The organism is Enterobacter sp. PGRG2 (genome assembly GCF_030291195.1).
Taxonomy (GTDB): Bacteria; Pseudomonadota; Gammaproteobacteria; order Enterobacterales; family Enterobacteriaceae; genus Enterobacter_D.
Genome location: NZ_CP127837.1, coordinates 347,025 through 363,372, shown reverse-complemented (window position 1 = coordinate 363,372; position 16,348 = coordinate 347,025). Strand labels below are relative to the sequence as shown.

The 16,348-nt window shown below is 59.7% G+C and carries 8 protein-coding genes and 1 pseudogene; 2 read left to right on the top strand and 7 right to left on the bottom strand.

Going from position 1 to position 16,348, the window contains the following annotated elements; translation table 11 throughout:
- Nucleotides 1–11: 11 nt before the first annotated feature.
- The 5 genes and pseudogenes from rapA to araB form a co-directional block, all read right to left on the bottom strand.
- Nucleotides 12–2,918: an RNA polymerase-associated protein RapA gene (gene rapA / locus QRD42_RS01495; RefSeq protein WP_321988039.1), complete on the bottom strand. Its 2,907-nt coding sequence runs from the start codon at nucleotides 2,916–2,918 to the stop codon at nucleotides 12–14.
- A gap of 142 nt (nucleotides 2,919–3,060) precedes the next feature.
- Nucleotides 3,061–5,418, bottom strand: coding sequence for a DNA polymerase II (gene polB / locus QRD42_RS01490; RefSeq protein WP_321988038.1), 2,358 nt, complete (start codon nucleotides 5,416–5,418; stop codon nucleotides 3,061–3,063).
- Nucleotides 5,419–5,497: 79 nt separating this feature from the next.
- Nucleotides 5,498–6,190 (bottom strand): annotated as a pseudogene (araD, locus tag QRD42_RS01485) (L-ribulose-5-phosphate 4-epimerase); the annotation flags it as partial.
- Between the two features lie 71 nt (nucleotides 6,191–6,261).
- Nucleotides 6,262–7,764 (bottom strand): L-arabinose isomerase, encoded by a 1,503-nt coding sequence (araA, locus tag QRD42_RS01480; RefSeq protein ID WP_321988037.1) that lies wholly within the window; start codon nucleotides 7,762–7,764, stop codon nucleotides 6,262–6,264.
- An 11-nt stretch (nucleotides 7,765–7,775) separates the two neighbouring features.
- Nucleotides 7,776–9,470 (bottom strand): ribulokinase, encoded by a 1,695-nt coding sequence (gene araB, locus QRD42_RS01475; RefSeq protein ID WP_321988036.1) that lies wholly within the window; start codon nucleotides 9,468–9,470, stop codon nucleotides 7,776–7,778.
- 337 nt (nucleotides 9,471–9,807) lie between these two features.
- On the opposite strand from araB, the gene araC reads away from it, so the two are divergent.
- Both araC and QRD42_RS01465 read left to right on the top strand, forming a co-directional pair.
- The gene (gene araC / locus QRD42_RS01470) at nucleotides 9,808–10,653 is read left to right on the top strand and encodes an arabinose operon transcriptional regulator AraC (RefSeq protein ID WP_072569802.1); all 846 of its coding nucleotides are present in this window, start codon (nucleotides 9,808–9,810) and stop codon (nucleotides 10,651–10,653) included.
- An 82-nt stretch (nucleotides 10,654–10,735) separates the two neighbouring features.
- Nucleotides 10,736–11,506, top strand: coding sequence for a DedA family protein (locus tag QRD42_RS01465; RefSeq protein WP_321988035.1), 771 nt, complete (start codon nucleotides 10,736–10,738; stop codon nucleotides 11,504–11,506).
- A gap of 249 nt (nucleotides 11,507–11,755) precedes the next feature.
- On the opposite strand, the gene QRD42_RS01460 is transcribed toward QRD42_RS01465, so the two are convergent.
- Both QRD42_RS01460 and QRD42_RS01455 read right to left on the bottom strand, forming a co-directional pair.
- A complete protein-coding gene (locus QRD42_RS01460; RefSeq protein WP_321988034.1) occupies nucleotides 11,756–14,323 on the bottom strand; it encodes a glycoside hydrolase family 38 C-terminal domain-containing protein in 2,568 nt (855 codons plus the stop codon).
- A complete protein-coding gene (locus QRD42_RS01455) occupies nucleotides 14,320–16,344 on the bottom strand; it encodes a DUF5054 domain-containing protein (protein ID WP_321988033.1) in 2,025 nt (674 codons plus the stop codon). Before QRD42_RS01455 ends, QRD42_RS01460 begins: the two co-directional genes overlap by 4 nt.
- Nucleotides 16,345–16,348: the final 4 nt, after the last annotated feature.

The window sequence follows — 16,348 nt, the reverse complement described above, 5'->3', positions numbered from 1 at the left end:
GCAGGCTCCGGTTACTGATGCGTCACGACGATCAAACGCAGGGCATCAAGACGCCAGCCCGCTTCGGCCAGGCTCTCCATCACCTGCTGGCGATTGCTTTCAATGGCCGCCAGTTCATCATCACGGATGTTCGGGTTGACCGCTTTCAGCGCTTCCAGACGGGAGAGTTCAGCAGAGAGCTTCTCATCCGCTTCAGTACGCGCGGCTTCGATCAGCGCTTTCGCGGCTTTTTCGATCTGCGCTTCGCCCTGTTGCAGAATGGCGTGCACGTCCTGCTGCACCGCGTTCACCAGCTTGCTGCCGGTATGACGGTTCACCGCGCTCAGCTGACGGTTAAAGGTTTCAAACTCCACCTGTGCCGCCAGGTTGTTGCCGTTTTTATCCAGCAGCATGCGCACCGGGGTGGCAGGCAGGAAGCGGTTAAGCTGAAGCTGTTTCGGTGCCTGTGCTTCCACCACATAGATCAGCTCCAGCAGCAGCGTCCCCACCGGCAGGGCTTTGTTTTTCAGCAGCGAAATGGTGCTGCTGCCGGTATCGCCGGAGAGGATCAGATCCAGACCGTTGCGGATCAGCGGGTGCTCCCAGGTGACAAACTGCGCGTCTTCACGGGACAGCGCCACATCACGTTCAAAGGTGATGGTGCAGCCATCTTCCGGCAGGCCAGGGAAATCCGGCACCAGCATATGATCGGACGGCGTCAGCACGATCATGTTTTCGCCGCGATCGTCCTGATTAATGCCGACAATATCGAACAGGTTCATGGCAAAGCTGATCAGCGCCGTGTCGTCGTCCTGCTCTTCAATGCTTTCCGCCAGAGCCTGCGCTTTTTCGCCGCCGTTGGAGTGGATCTCCAGCAGACGATCGCGCCCCTGCTCAAGCTGGGCTTTCAGCGCGTCGTGCTGCTCGCGGCAGGATTTGATCAGATCGTCAAAGCCGTCGGTGTTTTCCGGCGCTGCCAGATAGCCGATAAGATCGGTATACACCTTGTCATAAATAGCGCGCCCGGTCGGGCAGGTGTGTTCAAACGCATCCAGACCCTCATGGAACCAGCGCACCAGCACAGACTGGGCGGTTTTTTCCAGGAAAGGCACATGGATCTGAATATCATGCGCCTGACCGATACGATCCAGACGACCAATACGCTGCTCCAGCAGATCCGGGTTGAACGGCAGATCGAACATCACCAGGTTGCTGGCGAACTGGAAGTTACGGCCTTCGGAGCCGATTTCCGAGCACAGCAGCACCTGCGCGCCGCTGTCTTCTTCGCCGAACCATGCCGCCGCGCGGTCGCGTTCAATAATCGACATGCCTTCGTGGAACACCGCCGCACGAATGCCTTCGCGCTCGCGCAGCACCTGCTCCAGTTGCAGCGCGGTGGCGGCTTTGGCGCAAATCACCAGCACTTTCTGCGAGCGGTGGCTGGTCAGATAGCCCATCAGCCATTCGACGCGCGGATCGAAGTTCCACCAGGTGCCGGAATCGCCTTCAAATTCCTGATAAATCTGCTCCGGATAGAGCATGTCGCGGGCGCGATCTTCGGCGCTTTTACGCGCGCCCATAATGCCGGAGACTTTGATCGCCGTCTGATACTGCATCGGCAGCGGCAGTTTAACGGTGTGCAGCTCGCGCTTCGGGAAGCCTTTCACGCCGTTACGGGTGTTACGGAACAGCACGCGGCTGGTGCCGTGTCTGTCCATCAGCATGTTGATCAGCTCCTGACGGGCGGATTCAGCGCCGTCACGGTTGCTGTTGGCGGTTTGCAGCAGCGGTTCAATGTCCTGCTCGCCAATGAGTTCACCCAGCGTGTTCAGCTCGCTGTCGGTAAGGGTTTTTCCTGCCAGCAGCATGGCGACCGCATCGGCCACCGGGCGATAGTTATTCTGCTCTTCGACAAACTGCGCAAAGTCGTGGAAGCGGTTCGGATCCAGCAGGCGCAGACGCGCGAAGTGGCTCTCCAGCCCCAGCTGTTCCGGCGTCGCGGTGAGCAGCAGCACCCCCGGCACGCGTTCCGCCAGCTGTTCAATGGCGAGGTATTCGCGGCTTGGCGCATCTTCGCTCCACACCAGATGGTGGGCTTCATCGACGACCATCAGATCCCATTCGCCGTCGCACAGGTGCTCCAGGCGCTGCTTGCTGCGGCGCACGAAGTCCAGCGAGCAAATCACTAACTGCTCGGTTTCAAACGGGTTATCGGCGTCGTGCTGGGCTTCGGCGTAGCGCTCGTCGTCAAACAGGGCAAAACGCAGGTTGAAGCGGCGCAGCATCTCCACCAGCCACTGATGTTGCAGGGTTTCCGGCACCACGATCAGCACGCGCTCGGCCGCGCCGGAGAGCAGTTGCTGGTGCAGGATCATGCCCGCTTCGATGGTTTTCCCCAGGCCCACTTCATCCGCCAGCAGTACGCGCGGCGCATGGCGGCGGCCCACATCGTGGGCGATATGCAGCTGGTGCGGGATCAGACTGGTACGCTGACCGCGCAGGCCGCTCCACGGCATCCGGTACTGTTCGCTCTGGTATTTACGCGCGCGGTAACGCAGCGAGAAGCGATCCATACGGTCGATTTGACCGGCAAACAGACGGTCCTGCGGTTTGCTGAACACCAGTTTGCTGTCCAGCAGCACTTCGCGCAGCATGACGTTCGCCTCGCCGGTATCCTGGCGTGTACCTATGTAGGCGAGGAGGCCGTTTTCTGCTTTTACTTCTTCAATATTGAGCTGCCAGCCTTCGTGGCTGGTCACTGTGTCACCTGGATTGAACATCACGCGGGTTACGGGAGCGTCGCTACGGGCATACAGGCGGTTTTCTCCGGTGGAGGAAAAAAGCAGAGTGACGGTACGCGCATCCATGGCGACAACAGTTCCAAGTCCCAGTTCGCTTTCTGTATCGCTGATCCAGCGTTGACCAAGTGTAAAAGGCATATGTATTCGGCTCTATATCTCTAATTGCAGGCAATAGTTTGACCACCGTCTGAAAGCGACGGCACATCAAAATTTGGGGCCAGGATTGGGAAGGGCGCTATGGTACTGGAAGGCACAGCTTTCGTCACCTTTTCGTCATCATTCAAAATAACCCAAGCTGGCCGGTAACAAGTGTAGCAAAATCATCGTGGAGGAAAGGCAGAATGCCGTCCGCCACCGGTTGTAGCTGTTTGGTCAGATAGTGATCGTAGTCCAGCGGCGACTGCTGATAGGCCACCGGCTCCGGGCCGTTCGTCGTCCAGACGTACTTAATGGTGCCGCGATTCTGATACTGCAACGCGCGGCCCATTTTCTGGTTATGTTCATCCGCCAGCCGTGCTGCGCGGACGTGTGGCGGCACGTTGCGCTGATACTCCGCCAGCGGGCGGCGCAGGCGTTTACGGTACACCAGCCGATCATCCAGCTCGCCCGCCATCAGCTGCGCGATGGTTTCCCGTACATAATCCTGATACGGCTCGCCGCGGAAAATGCGCAGATACAGCGACTGCTGGAACTGCTGCGCCAGCGGCGTCCAGTCGGTGCGTACCGTTTCCAGCCCTTTAAACACCATGCGCTGGCTGTCGCCTTCCTGGATCAGCCCGGCATAACGTTTCTTGCTGCCGGTATCCGCCCCGCGAATGGTCGGCATCAGGAAGCGGCAAAAATGGGTTTCAAACTCCAGCTCCAGCGCGCTGGTCAGCCCGGACTGTTGCAGATGTGTCTGCCACCAGGCGTTAACGTGCGCCACCAGCGCCTGACCGGTTTTCGCCGCCTCTTCTTCGCTGTGCGCGCCTTTCAGCCACACAAAGGTGGAATCCGTATCGCCGTAGATCACATCAAAGCCCTGCGCTTCAATTAACGCTTTGGTCTGCAACATGATCTCGTGCCCGCGCAGGGTGATGGACGAGGCAAGCCGCGGATCGAAAAAGCGGCAGGCGCTGGTGCCGAGCACGCCGTAAAAGGAGTTCATGATGATCTTCAGCGCCTGGGACAGCGGTTTATTGTTGAGGCGTTTGGCCTCATCCCGCCCTTGCCAGACCTGGCCGATGATCTCCGGCAGACAGTGTTTTTCCCGTGAAAACCAGGCGTCGAGAAAGCCCGGTGTGCTGTGCTGCGGATCCGGCTGCGCCATGCCTTCTACCAGCCCGACCGGATCGATGAGGAAGGTGCGGATAATGGCCGGATAAAGGCTTTTATAGTCCAGCACCAGCACCGAATCATACAGCCCTGGCCGCGAATCCATTACGTATCCGCCGGGGCTGGCCTGCGGCGGCACGTCGCCGAGGTTGGGCGCGACGTAGCCCGCGCGGTGCATCCGCGGAATATAAAGGTGGCTGAAGGCGGCAACGGATCCGCCATGACGATCTGCCGGCAGACCGTTGACCGTGGCGCGCTCCAGCAGGAAGGGCATGATGGCGGTTTTATGGAAAATACGCGTCACCAGCTCGCAGTCTTTCAGGTTATAAGTGGCGAGAGCGGGTTTGTTTTCGGCGAAACGGCGTTCGATCTCATCCATGCGATTCCAGGGATTATCAATAGCTTTACCTTCGCCTAATAGTTCCTGCGACACCGCCTCCAGCGAAAACGACGGGAAGCTCCAGAACGCTGATTTCAGCGCGTCGATGCCGTCGATGATCAACCGGCCATTGGCCTGGGCGAAGAACACGCCGTTTTTAAAGCCATGCTCGCGCCACTCCAGATCGGTGCTGCCGCGACCGAGCCGCAGCGGAATACCGTAACGCTCGGCATGTTTTTGCAGCACGCGCAGGTCAAACTGCACCACGTTCCAGCCGATCAACACATCGGGATCGTGAGCGGCAAACCAGGCGTTGAGCTTTTCCAGCAGCTGCGGGCGGCTGGCGACGTATTCAAGATGAAAATCCACGCCGCTGGCGTCGCCGTTTTGCGGACCAAGCATATAGACCGTGCGCTGGCCGCAGCCTTCCAGGCCGATGCAGTACAGCTCGCCGTGGCGGGTGGTTTCAATATCCAGCGACACCCATTTCAGGGGCGGACGATAAGCGGGATGCGGCTTTAAGCGCGCATTGATCAGCGAACCGTTGTGCGCCTCGCCGTCGACCCACACCGGCGCGGTAATGAAGCGCTCCATCAGAAAACGCTCCGGCGGTCGGATATCCGCTTCAAACACCGTGACGCCGCCTTCGCGCAGCAGTTTGTCGTAGCGCATCAGCTGGCGATGGGCGCGGCAATAAAGGCCGTGCACCGGCTGGCGATGGAAATCTTTCAGCGCCAGCGGCGTGAGGCGGTACTGGGATTCACCGGCGAGAATGCGCTGCGCCTGCGGCACCTGTTCCGAGGGGATAAACGCCACCGATTCCTGCGGCGGCAGCACCACGTGCAGCGGCCCGTCATCCGTGGCCAGCCAGAATTCCACCTCAGTCCCTTTCGGGGTATCCCGCCAGTGTCGGGTCAGTAAAAAGCCTTCTCGCGCCTGCGCCACACTGTGCTCTCATAAAAATAAACCAGGCGTAATTATAGCCTGGTTCGGAGGTGGGTGCTGGTGTTTTATACAGGNNNTACTGCCCGTAATACGCTTTCGCGCCATGCTTGCGCAGATAGTGCTTATCCAGCAGGGTTTGTTGCATCGCGGGCAGGTCCGGCGTCAGTTGACGGCTGAAAATGCCCATATAGGCCACTTCTTCCAGCACGATGGCGTTATGTACCGCGTCATCGGCGTTTTTGCCCCACGCAAAGGGGCCATGGGAGTGCACTAATACGCCGGGCATCTGTGCGGCATCGATACCCTGTGTCCTGAAGGTTTCGACGATGACGTTACCCGTTTCCCACTCATATTCGCCGTTGATTTCCGCGTCAGTCATTTTGCGGGTGCAGGGGATCGCGCCGTAGAAATAGTCGGCATGGGTGGTGCCCGTCGCCGGGATGGATTGTCCCGCCTGCGCCCAGATGGTGGCGTGTCGCGAATGGGTATGCACGATGCCGCCAATGGATGGAAAAGCCTGATACAGCAGGCGATGGGTCGGCGTATCGGACGACGGCTTTTTATTACCCTCGACCACTTCACCGGTTGCAATGCTGACCACCACCATGTCTTCGGCGGTCATCACGCTGTAATCGACACCGGACGGTTTGATGACGAACACCCCGCGCTCGCGGTCCACGGCGCTGACGTTACCCCAGGTTAGCGTCACCAGATTATGCTTTGGCAGCGCCAGGTTGGCGTCCAGCACCTGACGTTTGAGATCCTCTAACATTCATCTCTCCACGCCGGATGGCGCGTTGCTTATGTGGCCTACATAAACAACGCGCCACCGGGCATTAACCATTAATGTTTCGAACCGTAATACACCTCGTTCCAGCGCAGCGCGTCTTTGAACGCGGGCAGGCGGGTGTCGTTATCGATGACCGTCAGTTCAATACCATGCAGTTCGCTGAACTGACGCATATCCTCCAGATCCAGCGCATGGCTGAAGACGGTGTGGTGCGCGCCGCCGGCGATGATCCAGGCTTCGGAAGCGGTTGGCAGATCCGGCTGGGCTTTCCACAGGGCGTTGGCGACCGGCAGCTTCGGCAGCGCATGCGGCGCTTCAACCGAGTCAACGCAGTTCACCAGCAGACGGAAACGATCCCCCAGATCGATCAGGCTGGCGTTGATCGCCGGACCTGTTTTGGTGGAGAAGATCAGTCGGGCCGGATCGGCTTTGCCGCCGATGCCCAGATACTGCACGTCGAGGATCGGTTTTTCGTCCAGCGCGATGGTCGGGCACACTTCCAGCATGTGCGAGCCAAGCACCAGATCGTTGCCGTTCTCAAAGTGATAGGTGTAATCCTCCATAAAGGAGGTGCCGCCGGGCAGACCGGTCGCCATCACCTTCATGATGCGCAGCAGCGCCGCGGTCTTCCAGTCGCCTTCACCCGCAAAGCCGTAGCCCTGTTGCATCAGACGCTGCACCGCCAGACCCGGCAGCTGTTTTAAGCCGTGCAGATCTTCAAAAGTGGTGGTGAAGGCATGGAATCCGCCCTGTTCGAGGAAGCGTTTCATGCCCAGTTCAATGCGCGCGGCGTCGATAACGTTCTGCCGTTTATCGCCGTTGATCTGCGCCGCCGGGGTCAGGCGGTAGCTGCTTTCATATTCATCCACCAGCGCGTTAATATCGCCGTCGCTGATGCTGTTCACCACCTGCACCAGATCGCCCACCGCCCAGGTATTCACCGAGAAGCCGAATTTGATTTGCGCCGCGACTTTATCCCCGTCGGTCACCGCCACTTCACGCATGTTGTCGCCAAAACGGCACACTTTCAGATGACGGGTGTCCTGTTTCGACACCGCATGACGCATCCAGGCACCGATGCGCTGCTGCGCTTTTTGATCCTGCCAGTGGCCGGTCACCACGCTGTGCTGTTGACGCATGCGCGCGCCGATAAAGCCAAACTCGCGGCCGCCGTGCGCAGTCTGGTTGAGGTTCATAAAGTCCATATCAATGCTGTCCCACGGCAGGCTGGCATTGAACTGGGTATGGAACTGCAACAGCGGTTTATTGAGGATGGTCAGGCCGTTGATCCACATTTTGGCTGGCGAGAAGGTGTGCAGCCACACCACCAGACCCGCGCACTTGTCGTCATAGTTGGCGTCGCGGCAAATCGCGGTGATCTCATCCGGGGTGGTACCGAGCGGTTTCAGCACCATTTTGCACGGCAGCTTCGCTTCCTTATTCAGCGCGTTCACCACCTGTTCCGCATGAGTCGTGACCTGGCGCAGCGCTTCCGGGCCATACAGATGCTGGCTGCCAATCACAAACCACACTTCATAGTTATCGAATACGGTCATTTATCGTGTCCTTAATGAGTCAGCGCTGCCTGCGATGCGGGGGCAGCTGAAGGGAGATAGTGTTGTTCGGCGCTTATCGCCCACTGTTGATAGCGGCGATAGAGCTGTTCAAAACGTTGTGCCTGGCGCGGGTCCGGTTGCAGGGTGTTTTCGATGCGGCTGGCCATCGACTGTTGGGCGGCCGGAATATCCGGGTGATCGCCCGCTGCCACGGCAGCAAAAATAGCCGCACCCAGGGCGCAGCACTGATCGGAGGCGACAATCTGCAGAGGACGGTTCAGCACGTCGCAGCAGGCCTGCATGATGACGCGGTTTTTACGGGCGATGCCGCCCAGCGCCATCACGTTATTCACCGCGATCCCCTGTTCGGTGAAGCACTCCATAATGGCGCGCGCGCCAAAGGCGGTGGCGGCCACCAGTCCGCCGAACAGCAGCGGGGCGTCGGTGGCGAGGTTCAGATCGGTGATCACCCCTTTCAGACGCTGATTAGCATCCGGTGTGCGGCGGCCGTTAAACCAGTCGAGGATCACCGGCAGATGATCCAGCGACGGGTTATCCGCCCAGGCCTGGGTGAGCGCCGGTAACAGCTGTTTCTGGCTGGCGCGGATCTGCGTTTTCAGTTCAGGGTGTTGCAACGCCAGCTGCTCCAGCGGCCAGCCGAGAATGCGGCCAAACCAGGCGTAGATATCGCCAAAGGCCGATTGCCCGGCTTCAAGGCCGATAAAGTCCGGCACCACGCTGCCGTCAACCTGGCCGCAGATGCCTTTAACGGCGCGATCGCCGACGCTCGGTTTATCGGCGATCAGGATGTCGCAGGTAGAGGTGCCGATTACTTTCACCAGCGTGTTAGGCTGCGCACCCGCGCCCACCGCGCCCATATGGCAGTCAAACGCGCCGCCGGCAATCACCACGCTTTGCGGCAGGCCGAGGCGCTGCGCCCATTCGGCGCTGAGCGTGCCCACCGGAATATCAGCGGTATAGGTGTCGGTGAACATCGGGTAGCTGAGATGTTTGTTGATCAGCGGATCAAGCTCATCGAAGAAACTGGCAGGAGGTAAGCCGCCCCAGCTCTCATGCCACAGGGATTTATGACCGGCGCTGCAACGTCCACGGCGGATCGCCTGCGGGCGGGTGGTGTCGGAGAGCAGGGCGGGGATCCAGTCGCACAGCTCGATCCAGGAGGCGGCGGCCTGCGCCACCGCGGCGTCGGCGCGGGTCACATGCAGGATTTTCGCCCAGAACCATTCGCTGGAGTAAATGCCGCCGATATAGCGGGAGTAATCCACTTTTCCGGCGGTGTGGCACAGGCGGGTAATGGCTTCGGCTTCTTCGACGGCGGTGTGATCTTTCCACAGCACGAACATGGCGTTCGGGTTGTCGGCAAACTCCGGGCGCAGCGCCAGTACGCGACCTTCGGCATCAATGGGCGCGGGAGTGGATCCGGTGCTGTCCACGCCAATGCCGCTGACCTGCGCGCGCTGCTCTGCGCTCAGTTCCGCCAGCACGCTTTTCAGCGCGGCTTCCATCGATTCGATATAGTCGCGCGGGTGGTGGCGGAACTGGTTATGAGGAGCGTCGCAATAACGCCCTTCCTGCCAGCGGGGATACCATTCGACGCTGGTGGCGATCTCCTCGCCGCTGACGCTGTCCACGGCCAGGGCGCGAACCGAATCGCTGCCAAAATCGAGGCCAATTGCAATTGCCATCGTGTTACTCCATCAAGAATAAGCGTATGGAGAAACATTAGAGACAGACGCCGGAAAGGGTCAGGCAGGATCCGCTAATCTTATGGATAAAAATGCTATGGCATGGCAAAGTGTGACGCCGTGCAAATAATCAATGTGGACATTCCGCCTGGCTTTATAGACACTTTTGTTAAGCCTTTTTTGCCGGTGCGTGGAAACAAAACCGGGCAAAGTGCTTTTATCTGGCGGGGTTGGTGAAGGCTGTTTTACCTGCGGAAGGCACCGCCGGGGGATTTGATGATACAAATCACAATATGGACAATTGGTTTCCTTTAATGACATCCGGAGTATTGCCATTATGGCTGAACCGCAAAACGATCCGCTGCTGCCTGGCTACTCTTTCAACGCGCATCTGGTGGCGGGTTTAACGCCCATTGAGGCAGATGGTTACCTGGATTTTTTCGTTGACCGCCCGCTGGGCATGAAGGGTTATATCCTCAATCTGACGGTGCGCGGCGAAGGCATCATCAATAACAATGGCAAAGAGTTTGTCTGCCGTCCCGGCGACATTCTGCTCTTTCCGCCCGGCGAGGTGCACCATTACGGGCGGCATCCTGACGCGCGGGAATGGTATCACCAGTGGGTCTATTTCCGCCCACGCGCCTACTGGCATGAATGGCTGGCGTGGCCGACGATTTTCGGTCAGACCGGGATTTTCCGTCCGGACGAGGCGCATCAGGCGGCGTTCAGCGAGCTGTTCGACCAGATTATCCATGCCGGGCAGAGCGCCGGGCGCTACGCCGAGCTGCTGGCGATCAATCTGCTGGAGCAGGTGCTGTTGCGCCGTATGGAGGCCATTAATGAATCCCTGCATCCGCCGCTGGATAACCGCGTGCGCGATGCCTGCCAGTACATCAGCGATCACCTTAGCGACAGCCATTTTGACATCGCCAGCGTCGCCCAGCATGTCTGCCTGTCGCCGTCGCGGTTATCACACCTGTTCCGCCAGCAGCTGGGCGTCAGCGTGCTGAGCTGGCGCGAGGATCAGCGTATCAGCCAGGCCAAGCTGTTGCTCAGCACCACGCGGATGCCTATCGCCAGCGTCGGGCGCAACGTCGGCTTTGAAGATCAGCTCTATTTTTCCCGTGTGTTTAAAAAATGCACCGGGGCCAGTCCGAGCGAGTTTCGCGCGGGATGTGAATGAAACGTAAATGAAACGAAAAGAGATGTCCGGTGGTCTGAGTTAACCAGTAAACTACTTATCAGATCATTTAATCGGGCAGGTTATGCAGGCATTTCTGGAACATTTTATTACGCAGTCGGCGGCGTATTCCCTTATCGCCATTGCGCTGGTGGCGTTTTTTGAGTCGCTGGCGTTAGTCGGGCTGATTTTACCCGGCACGGTGATGATGGCGGGGCTTGGGGCGCTGATTGGCAGCGGCGAGGTCAATTTCTGGTATGCATGGCTGGCGGGCATCGTCGGCTGTCTGCTGGGCGACTGGATCTCCTTCTGGCTCGGCTGGCGCTTTAAAAAACCGTTGCACCGCTGGTCCTTTCTGAAGAAAAACAAAGCGCTGCTGGATAAAACCGAGCATGCGCTGCATCAGCACAGCATGTTTACCATTCTCGTCGGGCGCTTTGTCGGGCCAACCCGGCCGCTGGTGCCGATGGTGGCGGGGATGCTGGATCTGCCGGTGGTGAAGTTCATCCTGCCCAATATTATCGGCTGCGTGTTCTGGCCGCCGTTCTACTTTTTGCCGGGTATTCTGGCAGGCGCAGCCATTGATATTCCCGCCGATGAACAGAGCGGCGGCTTCAAATGGCTGCTGTTGTTGGCTGCGGTGTTGTTATGGCTGGCGGCATGGATGTGCTGGCGGTTGTGGCGCAGTGCGAAAGCCAGTCCCGACAAGCTGACGCGCTTTCTGCCGCGCGCCCGTCTGCTGTGGCTAGCGCCGCTGCTGCTGGGTGTGGCGGTGGTGGCGACGGTGGTGGTGATCCGCCACCCGCTGATGCCGGTGTATGTGGATATTCTCGGCAAGGTCGTCAGGGGGCATTGACGGGGCATTGCCGGGTGGCGGCTGCGCCTTACCCGGCCTACACGAACATCATTGCTTCAGGTTTCGTAGGCCCGGCAAGCAACGCGCCGCCGGGCAACACGGCCCAATTTACACGAACATCATTGCTTCAGGTTTCGTAGGCCCGGCAAGCAACGCGCCGCCGGGCAACACGGCCCAATTTACACGAACATCATTGCTTCAGGTTTTGTAGGCCCGGCAAGCGACGCGCCGCCGGGCAACAGGGCTCCATTATTCCACCCGCACATTCACATGCCCGAACGGGGGTACCTGATGAACGGCCAGCGGCTCACCCAGCGCATTGCACGTCTGCCATCCTTCCGGCACGGTTAGCGGGTACTCACCAGGGTTAAACAGTCTGACGAGAATCCCGCCATACAGCACATCCACGCCGCTGACCGCCAGCCCTTCGGGAATATCTGCCAGCAACTGCCGCACCTGTACCGGCTGCGCCGGTAAAAACACGTCGAAATTATCCAGCCGCTGCACGCATTTTTCGTCACCCTGCCATTGCCAGAGCGTCGGGTTAACCCGGAAGCGCTGGGCGCAGGCCACCCGCTCATCGGCGGCAAGCGGCGTCAGACAGAGCGCAAAATCAAAGCTCAGCACTCCCGGCAGTTCCGCTTCCGGCGTGGCTAACCGCTGCCCCGAGGCGCGTCCCGGCCGCCACAGCAAATCATCTTTGCCCAGTTGCGATGCCCCGCGAAACAGCGTTACGCGCAGCAGGCGATCCTCGTATTCATACTCTTTCAGGCCGCGGGCGAAAAAATGGAAATCGTCGTGGGCGCGCAGCTGGTGCATAAAAGGCTCGATGTCCACCGGCCGCTCGGTGAAATCCGTCCGCGCGCTGTCCGGCTGGTTCTGCCGGGTGATCCAGCCGAAGGGCATATCCGCCTGCACCGCGGCGATGGGCGTGCCGGTGTCGAAAACCAGCTGCATCCGGTGCTCGCGTACCTGATTATCCACCGTCAGATGAAAACGGATCAGCGCCTCTTCCAGCGTCACGGTCAGCGTCACCGCCACGGCCTTCAGATGCCCGCTGCGCCCGGTGCGCTGCGCATTCAGGCACTCCGGCAGCGACAGCAGGCTGGCGACGATCATCTCCTGTTTCGCCGGATTCTGCTTCACCGAAACCAGTTCCATCCAGCCGGAACGTAACTCCACGTCCCCCGCCAGCGGCGAAAAGTCATACAGATCGCCGTCGTTACCCAGATCGCTCAGCTGGAGCAGCCGGGTCAGCGTGCGCGGGCGGCGCTTATCCACCAGGCACAGATTCTGATCCTGCCAGCTGATGCGGTAGTAAGCGTTCTCGATAAAGGTCTGGCGCAGGGACTGCATCCACGGCATCGCCGCAGGTTCATTGTGCTGCACAAAAAACAGCGCCATCCCCAGCGGCGGCACAGGCGCATGGAGAATATCCACCCGGTTGCGGTAGTAATAGTCCGCCGAAAAGGTCTCCACTTCGCCGTCGGGCGTCAGCAGCACCGCCCGCGGTTTGCGGATTTTTTCCTGCGCCAGCAGGATGAATTCCACCGGCAGACCCTGTTCATCCACCAGCCGGAACCCAGGCGTCGGCGTGATCAGCACCTGATTGTGTACGCAGAGGGTGGGCGCGCCCGTGCCGTTAACCAGCAGAAAACGGTAGCCCCGATCCGCCGCCAGGTTTGCCAGCAGCAGACGGGCGTGCAGGCTGAACAGCGCCTCGCCGATCTGCCGGGCGTGGGCGAAGCGGGCCAGCACGTCGCGGTTGGTTTCATCGCTGTTGCAACCGCCCATGCTGTCGTGGGCGTGGGACTCCAGCAGCATGCGCCAGGCTTTTTCCAGCATCGCTTCGCTGCAGGCCAGCCCGTTCAAACGCGCCAGCGCCAGCAGCGGTTCGGTCTGATGGATCAGCTGCGTTTCCGCATCGTCGTTCGCCCGTTTAATGTCGTAGCGCGAGGAGCCAATGGTTTTATGCACCCTGGACAGGCGTGGACGGCGGAACTCCCCCTGCCATACGGCGAGGTCTTCCTCGTTCAGCGCCGCGAAATAATCCTCATAGCTACTGGCGATGAATTCATCCTCGCTGTGGGCGTTAAGCTCCGCGATAAGCCTCGCGAAATCCCCGTCGCAGCTGACCTGATCGCCGCCAATGGGGCACAGCAGATGGCGACAGGGAGTGAGCTGTTTAAGGCGGGCGATCAACGGGAAGGTTTCTGTCTCAACATGCGAGAGCGAGAAATTACGCCAGCGCCCGCCGCGCTCCGGGTGCGCCAGCGAATAGCCAAACGGCATGATCGCCGTGGTGATGGCGTCGCCGTTCGCCGCCTGCCAGCGCATTTCCGTCGCGCCCATCACCTCAGGATCGTAGCCCCGGCGCAGCAAAATATGCCGCAGCCCGAAGGCCGCCGCCAGCTGCGACAACTGTGCCGGGCTGCCGAAGGTATCCGGTAAATAGAGCACGTCCATGCAGCCGCCTGCCGCGCGGGCAAGCTCAATGCCGATGCGCAGGTTGCGGAACACGGATTCGGTGCTGATGCTGAACAGATCCGGCTGCGTATACCAGGGGCCGATCAGCAACCGACGCTGGCGCACCAGCGCCGTCGCCCGTTCGGTCATCTCCGGTTTGAGCTGTAAATAATCCGCCAGCAGCGAGCTTTGCCCGTCGAGGTGATACACCAGTTCCGGATGAGTTTCTAAGGCTTCAATCGCCTCCGTGAAGGCTTTCAGGGCGAACACCTGGGTGTCGAGGGTGGTGAAATACCACTCCCTGTCCCAGTGGGTATGGGAGATCGCGTGAATGATGCGCTTGTCGTTCATTGACTTTCCTTGTCGCTGGCCATTTCCAGCAGGTATTCGGCATGAATATCCTCGCCGTACCACATCGGGAAATTGGTGCCCCAGATATTGTTATACAGGTGGGCGAAAATGCCTTCCGGCTCGTCATGCGGCTCGCCAAACCACAGAATGCGCGGCTCATGCAGGGCGACCAGCGGCGCGTCGAGCGGCTGTAATTGCCAGTCGGGGGTGAAAACGCGCTCGACGCCGTGCAGATTGCGGTTGCCGTTGCGCGCCACCTGCTGCCAGTCGATGGTCTGGCCGATTTTGCGGCACTGACTGCGGGATTTATCGATAAGCCCGAATTGCAGCCAGATCTCCTCCGGCAGGCGGTTCGCCTGTTTACCGATAATGGATACCTGATAGCGAATGGCAGGGCGATCTTTACCAAAACGCCAGCTGTGCCGCACTTTTTCCGGTAGCCGCAGCACCATGCCCGCCTCGTTTTGCACAAAACGCGCCTCGATAAAAAGCTGATACTCGTCCGGCGTCTCCTCCACGCGCACCTCATGCAGCCGCAGCGTGGCGCAGCGGGAAGTCACGGGCACGGCGGTCAGCTCCAGCCCCGGTTTGGTAAAGTCGGCTATCGCCCAGTCGCGGGTGGTGGTCAGATTTTGCAGATAATGTCTGGCAAAACGCTGATAGTCGTCATCGCTTACCTGCCGGTAAATCACTCTGCCCAGTGGCGCAGCAGAGAACACCTTACCGCCGACGCTCAGGGTGCTGAGGCTGCCATCATCGGCGATATAAAGATGATAATCGCCGAAAGTGCGTGAACGTCGGTTGACGATAATGCCCTCCATGGCGACGGGGGCGAGGGGGGTAAATTTCTCTGTTATCGCAGGCGGCAGACAGGCAAGGGCGTTATCGATGTAATCGCGCTGCTCCTGCCAGGAGACGGCGATGTTGTGATAGCCTGGCGCACGGCGGTGCGGCAGACGCGCGGCAAACTCGCCGATAAAGCGGTACGGCTCCGGGATGCCGTTTTCCACACGATCCGCCTGCCGCGCCACGTCAAATTCGCCGGGCAGGTAGTGGTTGTAATCCGCCAGATGCAGCTTGAGATCCATCCCCCAGGTGTGCTCCGGCACCATGATCAGCTGCGCCATCGCCTGACGATACGCCTCGCTGGCGGCAGAGATCCGCCCGGCGGACACCTCCTTTGCCAGCAATCGCACCAGCCGCAGATAGCGGCTGACCTTGCCCGGATCGGTCGCCAGTCCGTGATTCCAGGTGTCGCCAATTTCACTGTCGATTATCGGTAACTGATGTTTGATGGTTTCCACGCGGGCAGCAAACGCATCCAGCGTGGAGGCGCTGACCTCGGCGTCGGGATAACGCGCGTGGTAGCGGGCGAGAGTGGCATAAACCTGCGCGGCGTCGGGCGGGGCGCAGTTATCGGCGGCGTGACAGAACACCAGTAACTCGTCGAGCGGCTCGCACCAGTATTCGTTGCCATAGCCTCCCGGCGAATAGTTGACGATAATTTCCGCCTCCCCGAGTCGCCAGCGGAACAGCCGCGGCACGTCCGGTGCAGTGGAGGCTTCATTAACGCCGAGGTGCAAATAAGCGATACCGGCCTCGGCCAGCCAGGGGATGATCGCCTGGGTATAGCCGGGCACGTCGGTCATTTTGGCGGCAATAGTGCGCTTATTGAAACGCAGATCCAAATCCATCGCATAGTCGAGCCCGGATTGCAGGGTGCCGGCGCTGAGCAGTTCGCTGTGGGAAGTAAAAGGCAGGCCATGCCAGACGATGTCGCCGCGCAGGATGGCGTCAGTCAGGGCTCGTCGCCCCTGGTCGTCTGCCGTCTGTAAGAAGCGGGTGATGAGCCAGGCTCCGCAGGTCCAGATAAAGTTTTTCGTCCCCGGCCGGTTCACCTTCTGCGCCAGCTGGATCACCGCCGGGATAAACTCATGCAGGTATTTATCTTCGACGGTGCGGGCCAGATCGGTAAAGCCAATATCCAGATGCGTTTTGTAGATAATATGTACACGTTGCATAGGA

What these genes read in the sequence shown, in the direction of transcription:
- QRD42_RS01465 (WP_321988035.1), top strand. Translation starts at nt 10,736, where the DNA reads ATGCAGGCATTTCTGGAACATTTTATTACGCAGTCGGCGGCGTATTCC.
- araA (WP_321988037.1), bottom strand. Translation starts at nt 7,764, where the DNA reads ATGACCGTATTCGATAACTATGAAGTGTGGTTTGTGATTGGCAGCCAG.
- araB (WP_321988036.1), bottom strand. Translation starts at nt 9,470, where the DNA reads ATGGCAATTGCAATTGGCCTCGATTTTGGCAGCGATTCGGTTCGCGCC.
- araC (WP_072569802.1), top strand. Translation starts at nt 9,808, where the DNA reads ATGGCTGAACCGCAAAACGATCCGCTGCTGCCTGGCTACTCTTTCAAC.
- QRD42_RS01455 (WP_321988033.1), bottom strand. Translation starts at nt 16,344, where the DNA reads ATGCAACGTGTACATATTATCTACAAAACGCATCTGGATATTGGCTTT.
- QRD42_RS01460 (WP_321988034.1), bottom strand. Translation starts at nt 14,323, where the DNA reads ATGAACGACAAGCGCATCATTCACGCGATCTCCCATACCCACTGGGAC.
- rapA (WP_321988039.1), bottom strand. Translation starts at nt 2,918, where the DNA reads ATGCCTTTTACACTTGGTCAACGCTGGATCAGCGATACAGAAAGCGAA.